The 26,696-nt window shown below is 36.7% G+C and carries 21 protein-coding genes; 14 read left to right on the top strand and 7 right to left on the bottom strand.

The annotated features are described in order from the left end of the window. The first annotated feature begins 16 nt into the window (after positions 1-16). Complete coding sequence (locus tag ACZ5N5_RS01395; RefSeq protein ID WP_054788399.1) at positions 17-634, top strand: DUF3889 domain-containing protein; 618 nt, start codon at positions 17-19, stop codon at positions 632-634. A gap of 389 nt (positions 635-1,023) precedes the next feature. Here the strand turns inward: ACZ5N5_RS01395 and ACZ5N5_RS01390 are convergent, their stop codons facing one another. Beyond that, positions 1,024-1,299, bottom strand: a complete 276-nt coding sequence (locus ACZ5N5_RS01390) for a hypothetical protein (protein ID WP_054861087.1) — start codon at positions 1,297-1,299, stop codon at positions 1,024-1,026. 304 nt (positions 1,300-1,603) lie between these two features. On the opposite strand from ACZ5N5_RS01390, the gene ACZ5N5_RS01385 reads away from it, so the two are divergent. The 8 genes from ACZ5N5_RS01385 (at position 1,604) to garR (ending at position 12,851) form a co-directional block, all read left to right on the top strand. Further along, entirely contained in the window at positions 1,604-2,590 is a 987-nt protein-coding gene (locus ACZ5N5_RS01385) for a S8 family peptidase (protein ID WP_464367720.1), read from the top strand. Positions 2,591-2,975: 385 nt separating this feature from the next. Beyond that, entirely contained in the window at positions 2,976-4,706 is a 1,731-nt protein-coding gene (locus ACZ5N5_RS01380) for a sensor histidine kinase (RefSeq protein ID WP_181397617.1), read from the top strand. Next, a complete protein-coding gene (locus ACZ5N5_RS01375) occupies positions 4,706-6,226 on the top strand; it encodes a response regulator (protein ID WP_464373111.1) in 1,521 nt (506 codons plus the stop codon). Before ACZ5N5_RS01380 ends, ACZ5N5_RS01375 begins: the two co-directional genes overlap by 1 nt. 136 nt (positions 6,227-6,362) lie before the next feature. Beyond that, positions 6,363-8,354 (top strand): alpha-amylase family protein, encoded by a 1,992-nt coding sequence (locus tag ACZ5N5_RS01370; protein WP_464373110.1) that lies wholly within the window; start codon positions 6,363-6,365, stop codon positions 8,352-8,354. 20 nt (positions 8,355-8,374) lie between these two features. Beyond that, complete coding sequence (locus tag ACZ5N5_RS01365; RefSeq protein ID WP_277678087.1) at positions 8,375-9,910, top strand: type 2 periplasmic-binding domain-containing protein; 1,536 nt, start codon at positions 8,375-8,377, stop codon at positions 9,908-9,910. A gap of 182 nt (positions 9,911-10,092) precedes the next feature. After that, the gene (locus tag ACZ5N5_RS01360; RefSeq protein WP_109985222.1) at positions 10,093-11,037 is read left to right on the top strand and encodes an ABC transporter permease; all 945 of its coding nucleotides are present in this window, start codon (positions 10,093-10,095) and stop codon (positions 11,035-11,037) included. 23 nt (positions 11,038-11,060) lie between these two features. Next, positions 11,061-11,945, top strand: coding sequence for a carbohydrate ABC transporter permease (locus ACZ5N5_RS01355; RefSeq protein WP_464373109.1), 885 nt, complete (start codon positions 11,061-11,063; stop codon positions 11,943-11,945). Between the two features lie 21 nt (positions 11,946-11,966). After that, entirely contained in the window at positions 11,967-12,851 is an 885-nt protein-coding gene (garR, locus tag ACZ5N5_RS01350; protein WP_054861077.1) for a 2-hydroxy-3-oxopropionate reductase, read from the top strand. A gap of 319 nt (positions 12,852-13,170) precedes the next feature. Here garR and ACZ5N5_RS01345 read toward each other — a convergent pair whose 3' ends face one another. Next, a complete protein-coding gene (locus tag ACZ5N5_RS01345; RefSeq protein ID WP_109985224.1) occupies positions 13,171-13,953 on the bottom strand; it encodes an SDR family oxidoreductase in 783 nt (260 codons plus the stop codon). Between the two features lie 426 nt (positions 13,954-14,379). Between ACZ5N5_RS01345 and rhaM the strand changes: the two genes are divergently transcribed. Further along, positions 14,380-14,694, top strand: coding sequence for an L-rhamnose mutarotase (gene rhaM, locus ACZ5N5_RS01340; RefSeq protein ID WP_054788383.1), 315 nt, complete (start codon positions 14,380-14,382; stop codon positions 14,692-14,694). 30 nt (positions 14,695-14,724) lie between these two features. Continuing rightward, positions 14,725-16,005: an MFS transporter gene (locus tag ACZ5N5_RS01335; RefSeq protein WP_109985225.1), complete on the top strand. Its 1,281-nt coding sequence runs from the start codon at positions 14,725-14,727 to the stop codon at positions 16,003-16,005. Positions 16,006-16,250: 245 nt separating this feature from the next. On the opposite strand, the gene ACZ5N5_RS01330 is transcribed toward ACZ5N5_RS01335, so the two are convergent. From ACZ5N5_RS01330 to ACZ5N5_RS01315, 4 genes are all read right to left on the bottom strand, one after another. After that, on the bottom strand, positions 16,251-19,166 hold the full coding sequence (locus ACZ5N5_RS01330; protein ID WP_464373108.1) for a rhamnogalacturonan lyase family protein: 2,916 nt from the start codon (positions 19,164-19,166) through the stop codon (positions 16,251-16,253). Between the two features lie 652 nt (positions 19,167-19,818). Continuing rightward, positions 19,819-20,265 carry an SgcJ/EcaC family oxidoreductase gene (locus ACZ5N5_RS01325; RefSeq protein WP_054788381.1) on the bottom strand — a complete coding sequence of 149 codons (447 nt, stop codon included), beginning with the start codon at positions 20,263-20,265 and terminating at the stop codon, positions 19,819-19,821. 101 nt (positions 20,266-20,366) lie between these two features. Further along, the gene (locus ACZ5N5_RS01320) at positions 20,367-20,573 is read right to left on the bottom strand and encodes a helix-turn-helix domain-containing protein (RefSeq protein WP_109983092.1); all 207 of its coding nucleotides are present in this window, start codon (positions 20,571-20,573) and stop codon (positions 20,367-20,369) included. Between the two features lie 14 nt (positions 20,574-20,587). Continuing rightward, positions 20,588-21,136: a DUF2975 domain-containing protein gene (locus ACZ5N5_RS01315; protein WP_347836171.1), complete on the bottom strand. Its 549-nt coding sequence runs from the start codon at positions 21,134-21,136 to the stop codon at positions 20,588-20,590. A gap of 164 nt (positions 21,137-21,300) precedes the next feature. Here ACZ5N5_RS01315 and ACZ5N5_RS01310 point away from each other — a divergent pair, with 164 nt between their 5' ends. From ACZ5N5_RS01310 to ACZ5N5_RS01300, 3 genes are read left to right on the top strand one after another with little or no spacing between them, the layout of a single operon-like run. After that, positions 21,301-22,482 carry a DUF418 domain-containing protein gene (locus ACZ5N5_RS01310; protein WP_464373107.1) on the top strand — a complete coding sequence of 394 codons (1,182 nt, stop codon included), beginning with the start codon at positions 21,301-21,303 and terminating at the stop codon, positions 22,480-22,482. Continuing rightward, positions 22,475-22,966 carry a PH domain-containing protein gene (locus tag ACZ5N5_RS01305; RefSeq protein WP_277678090.1) on the top strand — a complete coding sequence of 164 codons (492 nt, stop codon included), beginning with the start codon at positions 22,475-22,477 and terminating at the stop codon, positions 22,964-22,966. Before ACZ5N5_RS01310 ends, ACZ5N5_RS01305 begins: the two co-directional genes overlap by 8 nt. Next, entirely contained in the window at positions 22,963-24,522 is a 1,560-nt protein-coding gene (locus ACZ5N5_RS01300) for a PH domain-containing protein (RefSeq protein WP_464373106.1), read from the top strand. The genes ACZ5N5_RS01305 and ACZ5N5_RS01300 overlap by 4 nt, the downstream gene beginning before the upstream one ends. A gap of 556 nt (positions 24,523-25,078) precedes the next feature. Here ACZ5N5_RS01300 and ACZ5N5_RS01295 read toward each other — a convergent pair. Beyond that, on the bottom strand, positions 25,079-26,689 hold the full coding sequence (locus ACZ5N5_RS01295; RefSeq protein ID WP_464373105.1) for an IS1182 family transposase: 1,611 nt from the start codon (positions 26,687-26,689) through the stop codon (positions 25,079-25,081). Positions 26,690-26,696: the final 7 nt, after the last annotated feature.

Here is a 26,696-nt window from a genome sequence, read left to right as displayed (position 1 = left end):
AAACAGGAGGGATAATATGTATCAAGATTTTTATAACCCTTATCCTATGTATTCAAATGCTCCTTACCCATATTATCAAGAAAAAGTCTATCGTCAAAATTATATTCAAGGGAGAGCAACATGGACAAATGGGGGAAATGTAACGCAATGTGGGATTCCGTGGTCCTATGGGCAATATTTGACGGCAGCTGTCAGTGAAAATTCTCCATACCAGTGTGGACAAACATTGAAAATACGTAATCCTCAAAATGGAAGAGAGATTATTGTCACCATCGTAGATAAAGTTCCTGGATCTCCTCAAACAACGATCAATTTACATCGTAGAGCCTTTGAAACATTAGGAGCAAACCCTTCCGTAGGAGTTATTTCTATTGAGTTTCAGCCATCGCCGCCGTTAGAGCAACAAAAGTGGGGTAAATATTTGCTAGAGGTCGTTCAAGTAGCCTATCCGGGTTATAATGTGACAAATTACAATTCCATTTCTAAGACACAGCCAGCAACAAATCAAACGAGAGAGGTATATGAATACACACTACAATCTCCACAGGAGCAAATCAAGGTGAGAGGAACCGTCCTTTATAATCCTGCTACGGAACGAATTCTTTCCTTTGATATTCAGGAAGTCTCTTCATAATGGAGGGGAAGCCTATATCGTTGTATGATTAGGCTTTTCTTCTATACAAAAATTTCGAAGATACAAGTAGTTTTTAAATGAATCACCAGAGTTTAGCTTTGGTGATTTACTCTTGAAGACAACAAGTATTTACCGAAGTCCAGAATTTGAATGAAATGAAAGATACCAGACAAACAGCTGAGACCCCGCGTTAGAGGTGGCTAATAAACGAAGATATTGGACAAAGCGTTGGAATCCCGTGATGGAATGGCTAATAAACGAATATATTGGACAAGAATTTAGAATTTCACGGTGGAAGTGACTGATAAACAAAGATATTGGACAGGGAGCTAATTACCTGTCCAATATCTCTGTTGCAATTAAAACTGTCGATGCAACAAAAGCTTAAGTTAAATTCCTCGATCTGAGATTTCCTGATATGTTTCCTCTTGCTGTGCTAATTCCCTTCGAACTAAGTCTAGTGCATTATCGTCATCGGTTACACTCTCAGCTTGTGCTAGTGATTTTTTCGCTCGTTCTAGAGAATGCTTTATTTGTTGCATGATCTCCTCATTTGGGTGACTTTGTGCTTGGTGAATGGCATGCTGCAAATGCAAAATCGATTGCTGTGCTTGTGCCAATTGGTTTTGATCCTGCATGCTTGAGATATTGTTACCCTTTTTCATATCAATTCCTCCTCAAATGATAGTGTAGTCTTCTCTAATATGATGGAAAAATAGACAAATTATTCATTAATGGTTAAAGAACTAATTGCGATATTGCACTCTGTAAATGTTAATTAATACCACCTTATGATATAATAGGAATAAATATTGTATGTAGATAATAAGCTAGTATTAATAATCAACTGATTAAAAAGTAGATTTGCTCGATAATGTTTATATCTTCTCTATCTTCTGATGTAGAATTACCTAAAAATGTTAAATGTATATGCTATAAACTTTAATATATTTTAGAAGGAGGAGGAAGATGGTGGAAAATAAAGTTAAATTGATACCTTATACCATTCAGTCGATTGAGGATAGTACAAATGAAACACCAGAAGGGGTCCAACTTATACAGGCACCTGCCATTTGGGAGAAAAGCAATGAGGGTGAAGGCATTGTGGTTGCTGTTATAGACACTGGGGTCGACACCGATCATCCGGATCTTAAGGATCGAATAATTGGTGGAAGGAATTTTACAACAGATCATAATGGAGATGTTAACAACTTTGAAGACAATAATGGTCATGGAACACATGTGTCGGGTATCGTTGCAGCAAGCCTTAATGGTGATGGGGTCGTTGGGGTAGCTCCAAAAGCAAAAATTTTAAGTATAAAGGCATTAACAGAAGATGGTGCTGGTGATTATGGATGGATCATAAATGCGATCAATTATGCAGTGGAATGGCGAGGTCCAAAAAATGAACAAGCTCGAGTGATTTGCATGTCACTAGGTGGTCCTAATGATGTACCTGAAATGCGTGAGGCGATTCAAAATGCTGTTAATCATAATGTATCCGTTGTAGTAGCTGCAGGAAATGAAGGGGATGGCCAAGAGGATACATTTGAATATGCCTATCCTGGAGCATATAATGAAGTTATTTCCGTCGGTGCGGTGAATACGAACTTACAGCTTGCTCCATTTTCGAATAGTCATAATGAAGTAGATCTTGTAGCTCCTGGTGTAAATGTTTTATCAACATACCTAGATAATAAATTTGCAAAACTGTCAGGAACCTCCATGGCTGCACCTTTTGTAGCAGGTGCTTTAGCCTTAATCATTAATTTAAGTGAAAAAGAATTTGATCGGTCCCTCATCGAATCAGAGATCTATGCTCAACTAATTAGACGAACTCTGCCACTTGGAAATGGGAAAAGTGCTGAAGGTAATGGCTTTCTTCTACTAAACTTGGTTGAACAATTAGATAGGATCAGTGCTCCGAGATTAAATGTGAATGATAAACAGTCATAATAGATAACTCAATCTCAAGGGAGGGGAAGAGGGAGTATACTCCTATCAAGAATAATGACTAAAAAATACCTCTTGCCCTTTTTTTCTTCTCTCCCAGCAAATACCCCCACTCATATTTTTCTGCAAATCCAATATAACAATAGCGAATTATAATTAAAACAGAGTAAATACAATACCAGCCACACTTTTCCCCTCTATGTTGTACAAGTCTCATGAGATTGTTTAGTCCTTTAATTTTATTCTTATGTCCCAACTAATAGCATTGGAGCATAATTTTATTTAAATCTATAGTATAATAGATTAAAAAAAATGAAAGCGCTTGCTATAAAAGTGATGGATTTGGAATTAGCAGTAAGGTGTGATGTTCGATATAGGGGGAAAACGAATGAGAGATAAGCTCCTTAAGAAACCGGGAATTAAAAAGCTAAGAACTCGTTTTTGGGTTGCATTGATCCTACTATCCATCCCTTCTATGTTCTTGTTAGGTGCTGTTTCCTATCACATATCCAAACAAACAATTGTGGAAAATCATATTCAAAATTATCAAGATCTATTAAGGACTTCTAGCGAAATGTCAGAGCTCACATATGAAAGTGTTATTAATTTACATAGGTTAATTTTATCGAATGAAGAGATTAGAAACGAACTCTTGCTTGTGGCAAATGGTTCAACTGATTACTATGAAACTGCCATTATTCTAAATGATATTCTTTCACAATATACATTAAATACTAAATATATCGAATCTGTATGCCTTTTTGATGTCGAGGATAAGTCGTATTGCTATGGTATATCTAGAAAAGGATCTTATTTTTTCAATAATGTTCAAGAGATCAAAACAAAGGATTGGTACCATCGTGCTAAAGAGGCAAGGGGGAAAGAGATTTTTCTTAGCCATAATATACTAAATGGAAGTAATGATAGTTTTTCTTCTGTGAAATTATTACGAAATCCAAATGATTTATCTAGGGATGCACTGGGTGTGCTCGTTATCAATTTAAGTAAGAAAATGTTTGAGGCAATTTCCATGAATTATGGAGAAACTACCTTTATGATAGTAGATCGTAGCGAGCGTTCTTCTCCTGTATCAGTTTACATTAATAATCAAAACAAGGAGTTTTCTAATACAGTACTCAACGAGTTGGAGAATTCACAATTTGAAGCGCTAGAGAATAAGGGATTCTTAAGTAGTAGCTATACGAACCCGATCACTGGCTGGTCTTATATCCATTTAATTAATGAGGATTATTTATTGAAAGATTCTAATAAAATTGGGGTAATTACCTTTACCTTCGCTGGATTAATGGTTATCATTGCCGTTTTTATTTCTATCTATCTGTCCGACACTATCCTTCAGCCATTGATAAAGTTAAAAAAAATGGTTGCAAATATAACTCATTATCAACAAGATTTGGGGGGATTAGGTAATGATGAAGTTGGAAATATTGGTAAGCAAATTAAAATACTTGTAAAAAATAATATCGACTTAAATGAAAAGTTGTTACAATCCAGATTGAAAGAGAAAGAATCAGAATTAAGAGCATTGCAGGCACAAATAAAGCCACATTTTTTATACAATACCCTTTCCGCCATTTATTGGATGGCAATCAAAAACAATGTTCGTGAGATTGCAACAATGACAATTTCCTTATCTGAAAGCTTTAAATTAAGTTTAAACAGAGGAAAAGAATTACTTACTGTTCAAGAAGAGTTGGATCATATTCAACACTATAGTTCTATCCAGACCATACGTTATGGAAATCGATTCAAATATATTGAAAATGTTCAGACTAGAATGAAGAATAAGATGATATTAAAATTAATACTTCAACCTTTTGTAGAGAACGCATATTACCACGGTTTAGAAGCAAAAATGGGAGAAGGATACGTAAAGCTAACAGGTTATATGGAAAACGACCAAATGATTTTTATAATCGAGGATAATGGTATAGGGATGAAAAATACAAATCTTTTGAATAAAGGATATGGTATTAAAAATGTAAAAGAGCGTTTGGAACTTTTATATGGAAAGAATTATTCGTTGGAAATTGAAAGTGAACACGATAAAGGCACGATCGTAACGATTAGAATTTCATTGGATCAGGAGGTAAAATAATGGTTAAAGTAGTTATCTTTGATGATGAGATTTTAGTGCTGGATGCCGTTCAAGATCTTATTGATTGGGCTAGATGGGAACTAACATTAGTTGGTACAGCTACCAATGGTATAGATGCATTGGAACTGATAGAAGACCATCAGCCTGATATTATTTTGACTGATATACGTATGCCTGGTCTAGATGGCTTAACTTTAATAGAGAAAATAAGTAAAATAGTTCCGTCCACATATTGCATTATTATGAGCGGCTTTAATGAGATAGAATATTATAAGAAGGCAATACAACTTGATGTGATTGACTATCTTGAAAAGCCAATAACCATAGAAAGAATCGAAAATTGCTTGGACAAGGCAATGAAAAAAATTCAAGCCAATAATGAATTAAAGGATTTAAAACAGAAGTGGCATGACTCCCAAAGTCTTATCACAGCGAAAAAAGTAATAGATATTTTAAATCAAGATATGTTAACAGAGGATCAGTGGTACGAGGTAGTTGGAATGAAGGCATCAGAAATCACTGGAGTTACTGTTGGGGTATGTCAGCCGAATTGCTCATTTAATATTGAGAAAGCTTTAATGTCATCTAGAAAAATTCTAGATATTAAGACATTACTTGTTACTGAAGGAAAAAAAACGATCATTATTTGGATTCAAAGTGGAGACAAGAATCAACTATCAGATTTCTTAGCAGGCTTAACGGAATTAAATGTTTTAATTGGTATTGGTGCCACTTATCGCCATCCTAAGGATATAAGAAGGTCTTACGTTGAAGCACAGGATGCTTTGAAAATGGGTGGGTTCGTTAAAGAAACTGGGATCATAGCCTTCAATGAACTGGATTTTAATCATCGACTATCTGATACATTAACAACTTTAGAACGAAGCATTATCTTTAGCATTAGGTCAGCTAATAGTGAAAGTATCTCAACACTTGTAGAAAAATTTCTAAATGATATAAAGCACAATAATTTATCACCAGATGTCATGAAACAAGAATGTTTAAGGCTGATTTATTTAGGTTTAGAAGTAGTGAAAGAAACAGGCGTTGAGTACACGTGGAAAAAAGACAATTATATACCACATGTTGAACTGGAAAAATTAAATTCATTAGATGCAATTGAAAAATGGCTAAAGTGTCATTTTATGGAAATGCTTGATTGGATGAAAGTATTACGGAGTAAACAAAAACATATATCTGTCCAGAAAGCATGTGCATATATTGACAAAAACTTTTCGAAGGATATATCTCTTGAAGAGGTAGCTTCCATTGTTCAAATGAACCCTTCCTATTTTAGTATTCTATTTAAAGAAGAAGTCGGGCTAACTTATATTAAATATATAACAAAAATCAGGATAGAAAAAGCAAAAGTAATGCTAAAAGAAGGAAAGAGTGTAGCAGAAGTTAGTGAAGAAGTTGGTTATTTTAATCATCGTTATTTTAGTGAATTGTTTAAAAAAATGACTGGATTAACTCCTGGGCAATTTAAAAAGCAACCAAGTAGCACCTTTATCATATAGGTGTTTTTTTTTATCCAAAAAAAACAGAATAAATACAAAAAAGTTAGCGCTTACAGATAGAGTTAACGGATGCTATGCTAAATAACGAAGCATGGTACCAGGCTTTCATTTTATTAATATAGGGAGGTGAATCATATTGAATTGGTGGTCAGAAAATCATCTTAGGCTTATACAAACCAATATTAGTGAAGAAAATGCTGATTTAGATGTAGATTTATTAATTACACAGCTCAAGGATTTTTCAGCAAATACACTTATGTTAAATACTGGGGGGATAGAGGCTTTTTATCCAACAAAACTAGAATACCATTATAAATCACCTTATCTAAAGAAAGATCTGGTTCAAGAAGTGGTTCAAAAATGTCATGAAAATAAGATTAAATTTATCGCAAGATTTGATTTCAGTAAGGCGCATGAAAGCATTTTTCTAGAACAGCCCGATTGGTTTTATAGAACCAAAGATAAAGAAATAGTTAATTACAACCAAATGGTTCATACATGTGTAAATGGTTTTTATCAGAGGGAATATTCTTTAAAAATAATGGAAGAGGTTATCGAGCAGTATGCCGTGGACGGAATATTTTTTAATATGTTTGGTTATCAAACTAGGGATTACAGCAATAATTATTACGGCATTTGCCATTGTGAAAGTTGCCGGAAAAGGTTTAAGGCCATGTTTGGCCATGACTTACCAGTTGACGAGAATCTAGAGGATAAGGTATTTCAAGATTATCTTACATTTAAAAGCGTAACGACAAAAGAAATGTTAGAACGAATTCATCATTTAGTAAAAACTAAAAATAACAACATAGCAATCTCAACATACCACGATCATAAGGTAGATATTGTGCGAAAGGAGTCAAATACAGCAATAGATAGACACTATCCCAAATGGTTATATTCTGCTTCAGAAAATGTACAATCAGTTGAGAATTCGTGGAAAAATAAGTTGATAAGTAACTGTGTCATTAATGCAGTCGATATTTTTTATCGTTTTGTTGGTGTTTCCAAACATGAGGTCAAGATAAGATTGTATGAGAGTTTAGCAAGTGGTTCAGGATTGGATTTTTGTATCATAGGTGTATTCGAAGATTATCCTGATCGAAATAATCTTGAGGCGGTAAAAGAAATATTTGCATTTCATCAAAAAAACCAAGAGTATTTTGGAAATTTTTCTTCTATGGCAGACGTACTACTAATTAAGCCTAATGAAAGCAGTTCGATGAAGGAATACTTGGGTATTTATAAAATGCTAAAGGAAGAGCATGTTATATTCGACGTTATAAAGAAAGATAATTTATTAGCTCCTATACAACCACTCGACAAATATAAGCTTATTATTTTTCCTAATCTAAGTAGTTTAAGTGAAAATGAGTGGAAAGTAGTAAAAAATGTTCAAGGTAATGGAGTTTCACTTATTGCAACAGGGCAATCTTTTATAAAAGATGAAGCTAATCAAAATATGCTCCATTATTTTTTTGGTGGTCGTTATCAAGGAGTAAAGTCAAAAACGCGTGCAGACTATTTGGAAGTGAGGAACAAAAAAATGTTTCCGAGCTTTCATGATCGAGATTGGATTTTCCTTGATGGGAAGTTTACCAAACTAGTATTTGATCAAAATGTCAGATTATTATTGCCCTATATAAAAACTTCTCGTTTTGGTCCCCCTGAAAGAGTTGGAGGTCATTACAAGGGTGAACATTATGGGATGGGCTGGAATCACAAAGATAGTAGCACAAATGTTTATCTTCCATGGGATATTGGTAACCTCTATTACCAGCATGGATTTGAGGACCATAAAAGAATTCTATCAGACATAATGGATCAGATAATTGGAAGGGATTACATTTTGGAAACAAATGCTCCTGAAAATGTAGAGATTTTTTTAAACAAATATGATAATCAGAACTATATTTTGCAAGTATTAAATCTCTCTGGATTTAATGGGACTACGTATCATGAGCCGATTGTAATGAATGAAATTAATCTAGCCATAAATCTTAAGGAAATGGAACATGTTTATAGCTTAGTGCACGAAAGTGACATTTCCTATGAAAGGCACAATAATCAGTTATCGATTAAGATCGATAAATTAACTAGTTATGAGGCACTTATACTAAAAGCATGAATCTGTAGGAGGGAAATAATTTGAATCGTTCAGTAAAAAGGTTGCTTTTATGTGGATTCATTGTTGTTATATCCATTTTTATTCTAGCTAGCTGCGGTAATGAAAAAGTGACGAGTAATAATGAAGATCAAGAGAATAGCAAGAATACGGAAGAAAACGATGATACCTTAAAGATTGAAATGATGGCAGGATTGTTTACAGAAGTTCCTGATATGGATAATGAATTTTTTTCGGAGCTACAAGAAAGGACAAATACAGAATTAGAAATGGTATGGGTACCGGATGCTGAATATGATACAAGGTTTGACTTAGTTCTGGCTTCAGGAGATATACCAGAGGTTATTTGGCAACTAGATTTTACAAAACCAACATTACTTCAATCTATTGATCAGGGGGCTTTTTGGGACTTAGCTCCTTTTCTAGATGACTTCTCTGAATTTCCTAATTTAAAAAATAATATCACGCCAGGTATATGGGATTATGTCACTAGGGATGGTCATATCTGGGGAATCCCTAGGTCAAGAGCTTTAATTGAGCCGGGTATCAAGATAAGAAAGGATTGGCTAGAAAAATATGATATTGCCATTCCAAAAACATTAGAGGAGTATAAGGAAGCACTTTCCTTAATTGTGGAGAATGATCCTAGTGGACAAGGAACTATTGGTGTAGCAGAAGGGGTTACAAGTCCATTAATGATCGCATTTGGTGCCGCAACTCCAACCTATAATGAAGAAGGTGGCATGATAAAAGATACTTTAACACCTCAGTATACCGATATGGTGGAATGGCTGAGGGGACTTTATAAAGATGGACTTGTTGCAGAGGAATTCTCGGGTCTGAATGGTTTCCAAAGACAAGATATGCTTCGATCAGGAAGACTTGCTAGTTATACCTACAGTATTTATAGGGACTTTCCTTGGACGGAAGATATCAAAAAAATACAGCCAGAAGGAGAGCTGATGACACTTCCACCTTTAGAAGGGCCAGGTGGTTATACAGCGCAATTAGCTGTTGGTTCGAGTGGAGCATTTTATATTTCTAAAAAGGTTCCAGAGGAAAAGGTAATGGAAATACTTCATTATTTTGAAAAAACAGCAAGTGAAGAATTGACAGAGCTTGCATATTACGGAATAGAAGGGGTGCATCATGAAATAAAAGATGGCATGAAGGTATTAAATGATTTAGGAACGGAGCAAATAAATACAACTTCTATGCAGCCTTTTACTCCTGGATATAAAAAGTGGGCTGAGGTACATTATCCAGGTGCGTCTAAAGAGGAGAATCTCGCAAAACAAGAGGAAGTAGCAGGGTATGAAAAGTTGGGTAAACAGAATCCATTTGATTGGTTATATTCCTCTACTTGGGTAGATGTTTGGCCGAATTATCAAAGTGAATTTGATAGTAAAGTAACACAAGCAATTGTTGGAGATATTTCGATGGATGACTTTAGAGCATATGTGGAGGGATTACGAAATGATGCCCAAATAAAACAAGCATTTTTAGAGTTTGCTGAAGCTTATGAACCATATAAGGAGCGGGAATTGCAATTAGACTAATTTGCTATGGGCTAAGCATTTGATAATTATCCATGGATAAGGCTTGTTTGTAAAACAAGTCACTTCTAATAAACGTGCGTTTCTTGTCAATTTCTGATTAAGTAAGATCTTTTCAATTAAATGGATAGCCCGTCTTAAAGAAGGTTATCCATTTAATTTTTGTATAGAAAGGAGAAAGGTAGATGAACGAATTTGGAGTGGAAACAAAGCTTTCCTCTAAATCTAATGAGCTATTAAAAAAGCTGATAAGATATAGATATGTATACCTTTTGATCTTACCTGGTTTACTGTTTTTAATTGTCTTTAAATTTATTCCTATGTGGGGATTAATACTATCTTTTCAAGAGTATAATCCGTTTCAAGGGATTTTAGGTAGTGAATGGGTAGGATTTAAGAATTTTACTGATTTGTTTTCAAGTGAACAGTTTTATATGATGTTCCGAAATACTTTATTAATTAATCTTTTTAGCCTTGTATTTTACTTCCCTCTCCCTATTATTCTTGCATTAATGCTTAATGAAGTGAGGCATGAAGTATTTAAACGAGTAAATCAATCGATCGTTTATTTACCTCATTTTCTATCTTGGGTTGTTGTAGTAAGTATAACTTACTTCATGCTGTCAGCAGATGTAGGGGTACTAAATAAATTGTTAAATCAATGGGATATGGAACAAGCTGCTCTGATGTCAAATCCTAAATTCTTTTGGATTTTATTAACTCTTCAAAGCATCTGGAAGGATGCTGGGTGGGGGACCATTATCTTCTTAGCCGCAATTGCAGGAGTAGACCCGCAAAGATACGAAGCAGCAGTAATGGATGGAGCAAATAGATGGAGACAGATCTGGCATATAACACTACCAGCCATAAGGCCAACGATCATTATCTTATTAATTTTGCGTCTTGGTAGCATGATGGATGTAGGTTTTGAACAGGTATTGCTAATGTACAGTCCAGTAGTTCGCGAAGTAGCAGAGGTATTTGATACTTATGCCTATACGCAAGGTATATTACGGGGCCAAATAAGTGTTGGTGTAACAGTTGGAATGTTTAAAGGGATTGTCGGATTACTTTTAGTTGTTTCCTCAAACTGGATTGTCAAGAGATTTGGTTATGAAGGGCTATATTAAATCCTGTGAAGGAGGTTGTAAGGTTGAGCTTTGTCTATAAAAATAAATTAACAGTTAGTGATTGGGTTAATTACATTTTGCTTGTGATTATAGCTGTTATCTGTTTATTTCCATTTATATATGTTTTAAGTGTTTCTTTTACAGATCCTAATTCTTATATACCATTAAAGTTTTATCTTTTTCCTGAAAATTGGTCTTTAGCGGCCTATGAATATATATTATCTACGGCTAGCTTCATTAATTCATTGCTAAGTACAACTTTTATTACGGTTGTTGGAACAATACTAAATTTAGTATTTACTTTAACGATGGCTTACGCCTTAACAAAAAGAAAAGTACCAGGGATCAAATTTATAATGGGATGTGTAATTTTTACACTTGTTTTTAGTGCGGGGATCGTACCAAATTACTTACTCGTAAAGGAACTAGGTTTATTGAATTCCTTATGGGCATTGATTTTACCTAATTTAACAAATGCTTGGAGTTTAATTGTGGTAAAAAGTTTTATAGATAATCTACCTGCAGAGCTTCAAGAAGCAGCAATTATGGATGGTTGTAACGAATTAGGCGTTTTTTTTAGAATAATCTTGCCATTGAGCATGCCTGTTATAGCAGCGTTCACCCTGTTTTTCGCTGTAGCCCATTGGAATCAATATTTCCAAGCTTTAGTTTATCTAACGGATTCCGATAAATGGACATTGCAGGTTTTAGTCAAGTCTCTTGTTATTGACTCTGAGACAATTGGTGCTGCCTCAAGGGGTGCTGTAGCCGGTGACTCTACACAGCCACCGTCTGAAACTATTCGAATGGCTTCCATTATTTTGTCGATGTTACCTATTTTAGTTGTTTATCCATTTTTACAAAAGCATTTTGCTAAAGGTGTGATGTTAGGTTCTGTGAAAGGTTAATAATCATTTAGGGGTGATAGAATGAAACGAATTGGATTCATTGGTCTTGGGATTATGGGAAAACCAATGGCTATAAACCTAATAAAAAGTGGATATGACTTGGTCGTATATAATAGAAGTCAAGCTTCTGTTCAAGAGCTGAGCAAGCAGGGAGTAGAAGTAGCATTTTCTCCGATGGATGTGGCAAAAAAGGTTGATGTACTTATTACCATGCTCCCAAATGGACCAGAGGTTAAGGAAGTGCTTCTTGGAGACAATGGAGCTATTTATGGATTATCAAAAGGGAAAATGGTAATTGATATGAGCTCCATTTCTCCTGTAACTACAAAGAAGATTGCTTCAATACTTGCTAAAAAGGGTATTCGTATGATGGATGCCCCAGTGAGTGGTGGAGAAACAAGAGCGATAGATGGCACATTATCCATAATGGTAGGTGCTTATAAAGAGGATTTTTCAAATTATTATGATCTTTTGTCAGCGATGGGAAGCAATGTAACATTAGTTGGAGAAATTGGTAGTGGTAATGTGGCAAAACTTGTTAACCAGTCAATTGTTGCCGTAAATATAGCTGTGGTTTCAGAAGCTTTCTTATTGGGAGCGAAATGTGAGGTGAATCCAGAAAGCATTTATGAAGCAATTCATTCTGGCTTAGCAGGAAGTAATGCATTACAAAGTAAGTTTCCACTTATGATGGAGGGTAATTTTGAGCCAGGATTTACTCTTGAACTACACAGAAAAGATTTAAAAAACATCTTAGAAACTGCCCAATCTTTAGATGTGAAAATGCCATTAACTAAAATGGTAACAGAATTTATCGAGAAGCTAATAAGTGATGGAGAAGCAGATAAGGATCACAGTGCAATACTGAAATATTATGAAAAAATATCCTCATTTAATTTAGTCTAAAATGGGGCTTGGGGCAAAAGAGTAGTAAAAAAGGAAAATCCGAACATTTATATTTGTGCACTAAAACTGCTTTGTCAAAATACTTCGCTTTTATCCATGGGCATAAGTCAACACCTGCTCAAGTAAACTTTCACAGTGTTTCCTATACCGTGGGTACTGCGATCAGCTAACTTTGTATAGAAAACCGCTTTGCAAAGTGGATCTTCAGCTCGTGCTGTTCCCGCAGGAGTTTGCGTATTTTGACTACGCTCAGTCAGAAGATTGTTCGGATTCTCCTTCTTCCTATTTAGTTATGTACGAGGCACTTACTTTTTATCTGTTACAACAAAGACTCAGCTCCATCAATAAACATTTCTGTCCCCGTTATATGACTAGAATCATCTGAAGCAAGGAATGTGACAAGATCAGCTACTTGTTCTGGTTTTCCGGGTTTATGCTCTAACGGTTTATCCCCTTCAGGATATTCAACAGGAATATTAATCTTTTTTAGCTCTGGGGTTTTTTCCGTGTTTTTACCTATATTGGTTTCGATAGCACCAGGGCAAATAATATTCACTCTTATTTGATACTGTGCTAGCTCCAATGCTGCCATTTTACCAAATGCCATTTGACCTGCTTTTGAAGTGCTGTAAGCGGACATGCCAAAATTGGAAAAAACACGATTACCATTAACAGAGCTTGTAATAATAACACTACCACCGTTTTCTTTCATTAAAGGGATAGCGTATTTGATCGTGTGGAAGGTTCCTTTTAGATTCGTATGGATCGTCTTGTCCCAATCCTCAGGAGATAAATCCTCGATAGGTGCGAGAACTCCATTTATTCCTCCATTTGCGAATACAATATCAAGCTTTCCCCATTTATTTTCAACCTCTTTCATTCCTTGTTGTACTCGTTGGGAATCAGATAGATCGACATCGATAACCATTGCTTGTCCACCTAATGCTTCTATTTCTTCTTTCACCTTTTCGGCATTTTCCTCTTTTATATCCATTAAACAAACCTTTGCGCCCTCTGTTGCAAGGGCCAAAGCGGAAGCACGTCCAATTCCGGAGCTTCCTCCAGTGACGATGGCGACTTTATTAGTAAATCGATTGCTCATCCGTTATCCTCCTATCATTATTCTATGTTAGAAAAACTTAGCCATCACTTGTCCCTTAGCGAATGCCTAGTTTTGCTTATACTTCTTTTATAATCATCCAAAAAACCTATTCATTATATTAATGATTCCCGATTTTGCATGAGGGAAAACATATAAAGTAATTTTTTCCATTCTAATCTTAACGTATAGCTTCCATTTTTTGTATGGAGATTGGGAGAGATGGTCGTTTTTGCTAATTTCAAGACTAAGATCCATAGATTTCAAATGTTGATATGGTAGGTATTTCTAGTTAATTTACTTTTGTTTCATTTTATTTACGTTTGTTTAGGTTGACTTTTTTGGCGGTAGGTTTTATTCTTACTTATAGAATCATAGATTATATTGAAACTAATGAAAGCGATAACAACAATTTAGAGAGGTGAGAAAATGATTCGTAAAGGGTTTTTGATGAAAGTATATCCAGATAAGTACGAGGAATATGAGAAAAAACACCAAGAGATATGGCCAGAAATGGTGGAGGAATTACACAATCATGGGGCGAAGAACTATTCTATTTTCTTGGATAAAGCTACGAGCACCTTATTTGGCTATGTGGAAATCGAAGATGAGGAGAAGTGGAGTAAAATGGCCACAACCGAGATCAATCAAAAATGGTGGGCTTTTATGGAACCATTAATGGAAACGAATTCAGATAAAAGTCCTGTTACGATCGATCTTAAAGAAGTATTTCATATGGATTAACATTACATCAAGAGAGTAGGGGGAACAACCATGAGAAATGGTAAAAAAAGAGTAACAACAGGCTGGAAAGCAACCATTGCTATAGCGATGGCCAATTATATTGAAGCTGGTGCCATCATTGCTGCTGCAAGTAGTTTAACATTATGGCAAGCTTATTTAAATATTGATAGTGTCGGTGTCGGACTATTGAGTGCGCTAAGTGCCAATGCTTTAGGTGCAGCAATTGGGGCATTGCTAGGTGGATATATTACCGACAAATTTGGTAGAAAGATTGTCTTTAATTATGATTTGCTTGTTTATATGTTTGGTATTTTATTGATTATGCTGTCTTTCAATTTCCCGATGCTCCTCATTGGTACGATCATCACTGGAATAGCAGTCGGGGTAGCGGTTCCTGTTTCATGGACATACATTGCAGAGGAAGCACCATCCAAACAACGAGCCGCACGTGTCGGAGCTGCCCAATTAGCTTGGTCCATTGGCCCGACCATTACGTTTTTCTTAGCTGTTTTACTTGAGCCACTTGAATTGCTTGGTTCAAGACTAATCTTCTTCCATTTATTCGTCGTTGCGTTTATTACGTGGTATTTAAGGCGAGATTTACCTGAATCACAAATTTGGTCTGAGGATAATAAAAAGAAGAAATTAGAACTGAAAGAAGCCAAGTTGAAGAAAAGCTCTGTCAAAGATCTCTTTGCTTTGAAAGTGAATCGTCAAGCTCTTTTTTTATTGATCGGTATTTACCTATTTTGGAATTTAACGGCAGGAGCGATGGGTTATTTTATGCCGTACATTTACGAAAATGTAGGTGGCTTGAGTAATGGTCAAGCTAATTTATTGCAAGCATTTCTATGGCTCCTTACTGTACTCACCACCTATTTTGGCTTTATGAAGCTAGGGGATAAGGTAAGTCAACGCTTCCTATTTGGGTTAGGTGCAGTTATGGGAGTGGTGGCTTGGCTAATCTTAACCTTTATGCCAATGAATTGGGTAACCTTAATATTATTTGTAGTGCTATGGGGATCTGCAGCAGGGATTGGAGCTCAAGCCTTCTATGCATTATGGACTAGCGAATTATTTATCACTAGATATCGTGCAACGGCTCAAGGGCTCATGTATTTTATTGTGCGAAGTGGTATTGCTGTTTGGTCTTTCATCCTACCTATCTTAATGGAAAAGCTAAGCTTTACTGTAGCAGGAATGGTGATGATCATCTTCTTAGCAATCCATTTAGTTATTGGTATAGGAATGACACCGAACACCCGTGGGAAAACATTAGAACAAATCGAGGAAGAGCGATATGGTGCATAAATATTCATTCTATTATAAACTGTCTCTGTAGGAAAACTTACAGGGGCAGTACGATCGATAAAAAACATACGAATTCACAATCCCATTTAAGGAATGCCACAATCATCATAATGACCGCACAATCCTACCATTCGATTTCACAATATAAATAGATTACACCACATTCCATGCTTTAAGCTCACACATTATCATCAAACACCTATCCAAAAAAACAGCGAGAGAGCAACTCTCTCGCTGTTTCCATATCACTTCTTATCTCGCCCAAATAATTTATCACCTGTTACAATATCTGGTCTTTGTGCTTCTTTCATGTTGTAGCCTAAGAAGAAACCAGTGTGTGGAGGTTGATTATAAGCGACATTTTGCCATGCAACAGATAATCGATAGACAGGATCGTGCATTAGTGTATAAATTTTTTCCTCTGTTAAATCGGTTGTCGTATATATTCGTAATTCTTCACTATCTGAAGATGGCCAAATCACTTCCTCACGCCAATCGCCAAAAATGTCGGCTTGGAGAGACGGGTTACCTTTCGTCCAGTTATTAGTTCTTGTTCCTTCTGGTGTTAGTAAGTTTACAAGCTCCTCTTTTTCATAGTCCCATTTATCAATCCGACCTACACCATGTGGATCATTGTCTGGATCAAAGGTATGGTCCAGTAATTCACGGCCGAGGTCTCCATCCCACCAAACAGCATGATTGATCGAGCGTGGCTTTTCTTGTGAAATAAGTTCTCCGTTTGCTGCATGTAGTCCATTTCCCGCACTTCCATCCCAGCTAGTCGAGGCCCAAAATTCTGCACCATCATAACGTGGGTCGATATCTGCTGCTAAGCCTCGACCAACATCAGATCTAAGGTCAACGCCGAATAGCTTTTCACCTGTTGCTGCATCACGTATCCCATAGCCAATGGGGATTTGCGTGCTTTCGTGTGGCTGAAAAATTTCTAATCCGGGGTGATTAGGATCTAGGTCACTGACATGTAGGGCATCCCCATGTCCCCAGCCAGTTGAATACAAGCCTGTACCATCATCATCAATGACAGAGGCTCCATAGATGATTTCATCTTTTTTATCCTGATCAACATCGGCTACTGCTAATTGGTGATTCCCTTGGCCTGCATATTCTTCATTTCCTTCGTCATCACTATCAAAAACCCATTCAAGTGACAATTCACCATCACGCCAGTTGTAGGCTGCAAGTACGGCTCTCGTATAATAGCCACGAGCCATAATAATACTTGGACGTTCTCCATCAAGATAGGCAACGCCAGCTAAGAAGCGGTCTGCTCTATTACCATAGTTATCTCCCCAGTCATTCAAATTCCCTCTTGGGGGAGTGTAATCAACAGTCGAAAGTGCTTTTCCTGTTGCTCCTTCGAATACGGTTAAGTATTCCGGTCCTTCAAGAACAAAGCCGCTACTATTACGATAATCTGCTTCTTGATCGCCAATGACATTCCCTTGCCCATCAATGGTTCCATCTCCTGTTTTCAATACAACCTCAGACTTTCCGTTACCATCAAAATCATAGACAAGGAATTGGGTATAGTGGGCGCCAGCACGAATGTTTTTTCCTAAATCTAAACGCCACAATTTCGTTCCATCTAGCTCATATGCATCAAGATAAACATTTCCGGTATAGCCGCTTTGGGAGTTGTCCTTCGAATTCGATGGATCCCATTTTAAGACGATTTCATATTCTCCATCACCATCAAGGTCCCCAACACTTGCGTCATTGGCACTATAGGTATATTCCACACCGTCTGGGGTAGTGCCACCCTCTGGTTTATCTAGTGCGACACTTAAATAATTTTTCGACCAAACCTTTGCCTTTTTCGTTAATTTGGAGCCACTACCTTTGATTACTCGTACTTGATAAGTGGAATCTGCAGTTCCGTTTTCATCTAAAAAGTTCGTACTGTTTTCAATTGGCTTTTTATTTACTTTTTTACCATCACGGAACAGATGAAACTTCACATCCTTTGGATCGGTTCCAAGCATCTTCCAGCCAACATAAACCCCATCATCGGATTCGACTGCAACTAATGCACGGTCTAATTGCTCCATTTGTCGTTTTAACACTTCTGTAATAGGAGATTCCACCACTTCTGATGCTTCTGATACCCCGCCATCATTGATCGCTCGCACCTGGTAATAATAGTGGTTATAGGTTAAAACACTTTCATCAGTAAAGCTTGTCTTTGTTGTAGATCCAATTCTTTCAAATGTAACCGCACCTTCTGGATAATCATCAGGATCATAGCTAGCCCGATAAATATAATATTGGTTTGCATTTTCTTCCGGATCCCAGCTTAATGCTACTTTTTCTAGCTCTAAATCCTCCACAGATATTCCAGTTGGTGCTTGAGGTGGTGCTACCTCATCATTTACTATTTTGGCGGTTACTTCATTACTTTTTTCTGATTCTATTCCCGACTGATGTACACTTGTTACAGCATACGTATAGGAATAACCAATTTCTACAGATGTGTCGGTGAAGCTTGTATCAGTTGTTTCATCGATTTTCTCATACGTGTCAGCATCTTTTGGTTTACGATAAATAGTATAATAGCTTGCAGCGGAGTTTGGCTCCCATGATAAGCTTACAGTGCTATCGGGGGAATAGGTAATCGCATCGATTGCTAAGGTATCAATGGCTGTCATTGGCACAATTTCTAAGCCATTAATTCGTCCATTCTCCCCAATATTAATCGTTAATTTCTCGTCTGTAATGGTTACATTTGTTGTTAATTCAGCAAATTCCCCACCATCTGAGGTAATGTTTCCATGATCTTGACCATTAATGATAAAGCTGGAACGATTAAAGGCAATCTCATCACCTGCAATGATTCGGACAAAATATTCGCCATTCGGTATATCAAGCGTAAAAGTGTAATCCTCCCCAATGATAAAATCACGTCTCACGTCATCGGGCTTTCCTCTGTCACGTTGGTCAACTGTTTTATCCAAGCCATAACCTCTTGCTTCCTCATATAGCATGGAATTGCTCACTTGTTCATAACCTTCTGCTACAGGACTATCCTCTGAACCGAAATCAAATAGATAAGCATCATCCATCTCTGCATAAATCTCGGGTTTGGATACGGGTAGAAGGCTTACCATCATGACGATAATCAGTAATACAGAAATTCTCTTCATTCCAAAAATCCCTCCTGTTATCATTGATCTATATGTAAGTCTGAGGTGTAGGTCAAAATCTCTAACTTTTCCATTTATCACCTCCTTAAGGCATACCAACCATCTAGTCCTTTAGTTTGATAACGCTTTCATTTTAAGGGAGTCACAAACATAGAAGTTATGCTTAGCTTAATAACCGACTAATTTCCGGTCAATAGCATCTCTGATTTTTAAACAAAGACCACTGATTTTTAATGGTTAGGATGGAATGTAAGAAAACCCCCAGTTTCAGGGTGATGAATTCGAATTTATAAGGGACGATTATTTTTACATTCACGCATGACTCCTAGAGAAGGGAGCCTAGAGCTCAACGGAGAAGAGGAGGTATTCTGGTGGAATGGTTAAAGAAAATAATAAAATGTAAAATGAGAGGTATTCATAAAATTTCAATATATGATGACCATTGTGTAAGATGTGGCAAAAAGTTAAAGAAGTAAGACAAAGAAAGGAAGTAGGAGCACAGTAAGTCTTGGCTCCTGCTAAAATTTTTAGAGATAGACGAACAGGATAGAACTCTGTTCTGGTCCAAAATATATGTAGCTTCGCACTCCTTTTAGAATAAGATAAAACTTTTGATGGATGTTGGTTACTTTATCGATCTTTAAAGAACAGTCTAAAGTAACTGACTTAACTCTTCAGTCATTTCCTCAACTAGCTCGGGTCTACCATGAAATTGAGCGGGGGTATTTTGAAAGAGCTCAATACGCCAATCACTCCCCTTTTTCACGGCAACTAGTGTTTGATGAGCATTCGTTGCAGGCTCAATATCTGTTTTTCCAGGTGGAACCATCCCGGAAATAGCATGTAAAATTACGGTATTACTCCCCAAAGATCTTATATTCTTAACCTTAGTAATAAAAGGGGCAGTAGGATGATCCTCAAAGATGGGGGTAAGGTGTGAAAATATTTCCTCTTGTCCAATTACCTTGCTTCCGTCAAAGCCAATTTGTACTCCCTGTTCTGTGAATTGTTCAGCCATTTTTTTTGCATCACGATTATTCCAAGCATCTATTAGTGTTTGATAAAGCTTTAGGACATTATCATGAACTGAATTATTCATGTTCTAACCTCCTTAACAAAAGATAATAAAATTCATTCACCAACAGTTTATCATAAACGACCACCAAGGATTTCTTCTCGATTGCTCAAGATATACTTAGATTATTCATCCTCTGTATACTCCAACAAATCACCAGGCTGACATTCCAACACTCTACAAAGTGCATCAAGCGTACTGATTCGAATCGCTTTCCCTTTTTCATTTTTTAAAATGGATAAATTGGCAGGGGTGATCCCTACCTTTTCAGATAATTCATTTAACGACATTTTACGCTCTGCCATCATGACATCTAATCTAATTCTAATCATTTCGATCGCTCACTTTATATCGTGTATTTGTTTTCCTCGATTGCTTTTACGGCTGTCTTAAGTGCTGCCCCGATCAATAGACAGGTAATACCAGAGAATATGGATTCAATATAATCTATATTTGAAAAGGAAACAGTCGCATTTTCAATCTCTAGCATTGCTAATGTTTTGTCAAAGAGAAGCCCATCCAAATAAAAAGAAATAGTACCTAAAATAAGCATGGTCCATCCTAACCAATAAAATAAAATGACATTTTTATCGACAAATAGGCTTTCCTTGTGAATGTTTTGAAACAGTTTATACAAAACCCAAAAGAGAATTAAACCTGTCAAAAAAAGTGTAATAGAGCTGAAAAAGGATAGGATCTGATAATTTTCTTCCATGATAAGCTCTGGTTGTTCGGTAAATGTAATCGTTAAATAACTAACCATGGGTTCATAAATACCGAAGCTTTTCGTGAAGCTGGTTTCTGGAAACCAGATGTAGCCAATGTGATAGGCTATCACAAAAATTGTTATTGGAATAAATAAATAAAAACCTATTAGACAAATAATTGATGCCACTTTAAATAGCACTTTGAAATTCAATTTCTCCACCTCATCTAAATCTTTATATATCCTATTATACAATATAAATTTATCGTAAAACAATAAAAAAATATTGATTTTTAAAATATTATTCGTTATAGTTAAATGGAAAATAATGACCAACAAAGGAGCAACCTACCATGAATATAAAAACGGAAAGAATTTCGTTGATTGATGGTTTGAGAGGTTTCAGCCTATTTGGAATTTTGTTAGCCAATCTACTCATTTTTCAATATGGAATCTATGGCAAGGATGAAATAGCTTTTTTTGATTTACCAAAATGGGATTTAGCCGGCTATCATGTAACGAAGATTCTAGTGGAAACTTCCTTTATGCCAATCTTCGCATTTCTATTCGGATATGCACTTATTCTAATGATGACAAAGCTACAGCAAAGACAACTGCCGGTGAAACGATATTTTTTTAGACGCTTTCTAGCCTTAGTAGTTTTTGGACTTCTACATACTTTTTTCTTGTGGGAAGGGGATATTCTTTTCACTTATGGATTAATGGGTATCGTGCTATTGTTGTTTTTAAAAAGAAAAGCTAAGACCATCTTTATTTGGATGGTAATAACATTTGCGATCCTCTTTCTACTAAGCTTTGGTGGTGAGGATCTAGGTAATGATATCTTGTATTCAGAGGATACGATTCAAGAATATTTAAAGGAAACATTCACTATTTATCAAAACGGAAGCTATACGGAAATTATGAATCATCGCTTCCACGAAGATCCAATGGAATTAGGCGATATCGAAATATTCGTTGTGCTTTTGCTAGCACCTGTTACGATTTTGCCGCTGTTTTTGTTAGGGATGTACGCTGCTCATAAAGGCTGGCTAGTCGATTTTCAGAATAAAAGAAAAAATTATGCCATGACAGCCATTATCTTGATTCCGATTGGTATTTTAGCTAAGCTTTCCCCAGCATTCACTAGCTTTGTTGACTTCTCCCTTATTGGTGGGAGTATTCTAGCAATAGGGTATATTTTCTTGTTTGCTTATTTATATAGTAAGTTTCATGATCATAGGGTAATGAGGGCTTTTGAGAAGGTAGGGAAGCTTTCTCTCTCTAACTATATTTTACAGACGATGATCTGTACGACCGTCTTTTATGGATATGGACTTGGCTTGTTTGCGAAAATGGGTATCTGGCTTGGGATATTATTCGGATTAGCTGTTTATACGATCCAAGTCGTCGCAAGCCATTGGTATATGAAACGATTTAAGCAAGGTCCCTTAGAGAGAGTAATGAGAATGTTTGTATACTGGAATGTACGCTCCAAACCAAAAATTGAAGTAAAGGATGTTGTAAATGGTTGACCATTCATTACCTGGAAAAATATCAGAGAAAGCACCAAAGGTTTGGCGAATGACTGAATTGATCTCAGACCTTATAGGTATTATCATACTAGCCGTTATATTTTTTCTAGACGCTTACTTTGATTGGGTCTATTGGATTGGTTGGATTCTAATCGCATTAACGATCGTATTAGTGTTAGGGTCGATTTGGGGGGTTATAGAGCCAGATCTTCTTTATAAAAGCTGGTATTTTAAGGTGGATGAGGAATTTTTCCAAATCAAAAAAGGGATATGGAAGGAGCAATGGGTGACGATTCCTATGACAAAAATACAAGGTGTCTCCACTACACAGGGTCCTATTCTAAGGCGATATCAATTACGCTCCATTACGGTGGAAACAATGGGCTCCTCCTATTCGATTCCGGCATTAGAAGAAAAGGTTGCTTATGAGTTGAGAGATAACATTGCTGAATATGCCAAGATCAAGGAAGTGGAGCAAACATGAGATATCATCCCTTGACGATTTTATACCAAATCTATCAGTTGATCCGAAATTCTATTATTTTAGCATTACTTCTCTTTGTCTGGAAAAGGGGATCTGATTTTTGGTTATTTGAATATGGAAGATATATTTTTGTGTTATCTGTCCTTTACCAATTTCTTCATATATTTTTTAACTGGTGGACAAGGAAGTATGAAGTGAAGAATCAGAGTTTTTATTTGGAATCAGGTGTTTGGACGAAAAAGAACCAAACGATTCCATTCTCGAAGGTGCAAAATGTGCGAAGGGAAAAATCTTTCTTTCATGCGCTCTTAGGCCTCACTTCTCTTACATTTGAGACCGCAATGGACGGTGACGATGATTCCATCGTTTTTGAGGTGCTTACGAAGGAACAAGCAGCTCAGCTAATCGATTTAGTGGAAGTGGGAGAAGAAAAGGTAGAGATAGCTGAGGAGAAAGTAGTGGAAGAAAGCTCGGGTGTGGTAAAAGAAATGGTGGATGAAGATAATGAGTTAGATAATCGTACCATCCATTTTCAATCATCGAATAAGGATCTTATCAAGGCAAGCTTCACTTCACTAAGCTTTTTGGCGCTAATCCCAATCTTATCTGGACTCTATGAGAACTTACAGCCCTTTCTTCCTGATGACGAAAAAGTGCAAGGAATGTTAGAGAAGATATTAAACAATCAATGGTTCCTGCTTACAGTTCTTATTCTAGCCGTTATGATTTCCGTAGTTGTTGGAATGCTTCGAACAATGATTCGTTACGGGAAATTTGAAATATCCTCAAATGATACCCATATTTTTATCCAAAGGGGAGTTCTAGAGGAAACCTATTTTTCGATTGAGAAGAAAAAGGTACAAGCATTGGAGGTAAAGCAAACAATGCTGAAACGGGTCTTTGGTCTAGCGGAAGTAAAATTAATTAGCACTGCCAAAACGAGCGATGACGGGGTGGAGGTAGATGTCAATTCCTTGTACCCGTTTCTACCGATTGACAAGGCTATGCAACTTGTTTCGCAAATTCTCCCTTCTTATACCTTAAGTACAAGGGAGATGCAAAAGCTTCCTAAAATGTCGTTGTGGATGAGGATTATTAGACCAAGCTGGCTATGGATAGGGACTTTTATCGGATTGTATTTTTTTAAGCCAAGTCTTTATGGCGTCGAAGAAGCTTGGTGGATTATCGCCATCCTCGTATTTATCTGGCTAAATGCTAGTAGTGTGTTAGATTATTACCATACAAGCTTTGGTGTGGATAAAGACCAATTTCAATTTAGGAATGGTGGATTTTCGACAAGGTTGTTTATTTCAAAGAGAAGCAAAATTATTGAGCTCACTGTCTCCCGTAACTGGCTACAGCGAAAATGGGGAATGGGATCCATCAGCACCACCAATTGTTCCACTCCGGTTCATGTAGAGACAATCGATGATCTGCCACAAGCTTTTATCAAGCAATTTCATCAATGGTACTATGAACGGCAGAAATATGTACAATATGATAGAAACGAATCCAAAAGACTTGAAATATGGCAACTGCTAGATGTGGAGAAATAATGGTTAAAGGGTAGTACACATCACTATCCCGCCATAGAAAGGAGGAGCTTCCAAATAAAAATTCTACTTCCCTTCTTGTTTTGGTCCCTTTCCATAGTCTATCTTTTTTTAGAGGAATGGATGCTTGCGTATTGTTTTGTGTTGGTAGCCTATGTGTGGTTGGCATATGTCAGCAGTCGAAATAAACCGAATATGTATAAAGTGAGTTTTGTTGTACATAACCTGACGTTTGTTTTGCTAGTTATTTTGTTTCTTGTCAATGAGTTATTTGTAAAAATGAATGTAGAATTGGTATTACTTATTATCCTATTGTTTTCTGTATTCCTCGATGGGTGCTTTACTATTTTTCACCAAAGGAAACAAAAAATTATCACAAATTGATAAAGAGAGGGGCTGTTGCACAATGCAGAGTATGCATTAAACGACAGCTCTTTTTTTCCATTGGATTGTGTATTTAAGGTCGATCCTTTTTATTTCGGTTTGGTTGTTTGGTGATAATAGGATAATAGAACGGTTTTTGACACACTTAAATAAGCCTCCACTTTTTCAAAAAATTTTAAGCTGTCTTTAATGGATGGTAATAGAGAGGGATACGGTTCGATTGAATTTTTGTATGTATTTTATTGAGATTATAACCGAATGCCAGAATCATTAGCTCATTTCGCACATTGTTTATTCCTCTTGAATGAAACTTTTTCAAATGATAATCTTCCTTTATGACACCAAAGGTTCCTTCTACTTGTATGGAACGATTCATGCGATAGAGCGTGCCTGTTTCTGTTTGAATATTTTCCTGCGCTGTTTCTCGGTACGCCAGAAATTGCTTAGCTACGTGTAGTTGTCGATTGCCTTTGGCTTTTGTACATTTTTCCTTAAATGGACAACCTGTACAGTCTTCACATTCGTAGACGGTTACCAGAGATTGGTAGCCTGTCTGCGAGGTACGCTTATAGTTTCGAATCGCATGTAACTGCTTGTCATTTGCGCACGTGTACGTATCGGTACTTTTGTCGTAAGCCATATTTTCTCGGTGTTTGATTTCCTTTTGGAACGAAGCTTTTTTCTTTCGTTCATGATTTTGTGGCTTGATATAGGCAGTCTGCTTCTGCTTCTCTAAATACACATAATTTTCTTCGCTTTCGTATCCGGAATCCGCGACGATATGGCGATAGGTGAAAGGGAGATGTTCCTTTAGATAGCGAAGTAGCGGAATCAATGTCGTCGTGTCGTTACGATCTGAAAAAGCATCGATCCCCACGATGAATTCTGCATCCACGGCAGCTTGGACATTGTAAGCTGGTTTGAGTTGTCCGTTTCTCATATGATCGTCTTTCATTCGCATAAACGTGGCATCATGGTCTGTTTTGGAATAGCTGTTCCGTTTTTCTCCCATAATCTGCTTGGAAACGTCATATTGCTTTTTGCGTTGAAGCATGTCCTTTACTTGTTCATGGTATCGTTGAAGGACGGTTTTTCTTTTCCCTTTACCATAAACAAACACGATTTGTTCTTCTTCCTGTCGTTCTTCTAGGAAGGCAAAAACCTTTTTTAAATCCTTCTGAAATGTCTCATAAGAAGTGTGGAACATTGTACAGTAAGTTGTATTGATCTGTTCCAGGAGTGTTTGCCATTTCACGTACATGTTCGTTTCATATTTGGTGATGGCCTTTTTCCATACAAAGGAATACCGATTGGCATAGGCTTCGATTTTGGTACCATCAATATAGACGGTTTCTCCGGTAATCGCTTCTTGTTGGTAGAGCCACTCGATTTGTTGGAAAAAAAGCTTTGCCATCACGTCATCTGTCAGGTATTTTTTCTTGAATCGACTGATGGTCGCATGGTCAGGAACCGGGTACCCTTGGAGAAGCCAATGAAAATGAATGTCTCGACGACACGCTTTTTCAATGGCGCGTGAAGATATGATTTTTTGGGAAGCCGCGTACGTAATGACCTTAAATAAAATGACTGGATCGACTACCGGTTTTCTCCCTTTTGGAGAGTATGCCTGTAGTAAATCTCTATAATCCATCCTTTCGCATAAGAGGCAGTGGAGTCGGACCGAATCATCTAATGGGATCATTACTTCCAGATCCATCGGCAGATATAGTTGATAATTTGTCGATGGTTGCGTATACTTAGTTTGTGTTATTAGTTTATTCGTCATAAGGTAA

The organism is Gracilibacillus sp. JCM 18966 (assembly GCF_055392695.1).
This window is presented reverse-complemented; position numbering and strand designations above follow the sequence as displayed.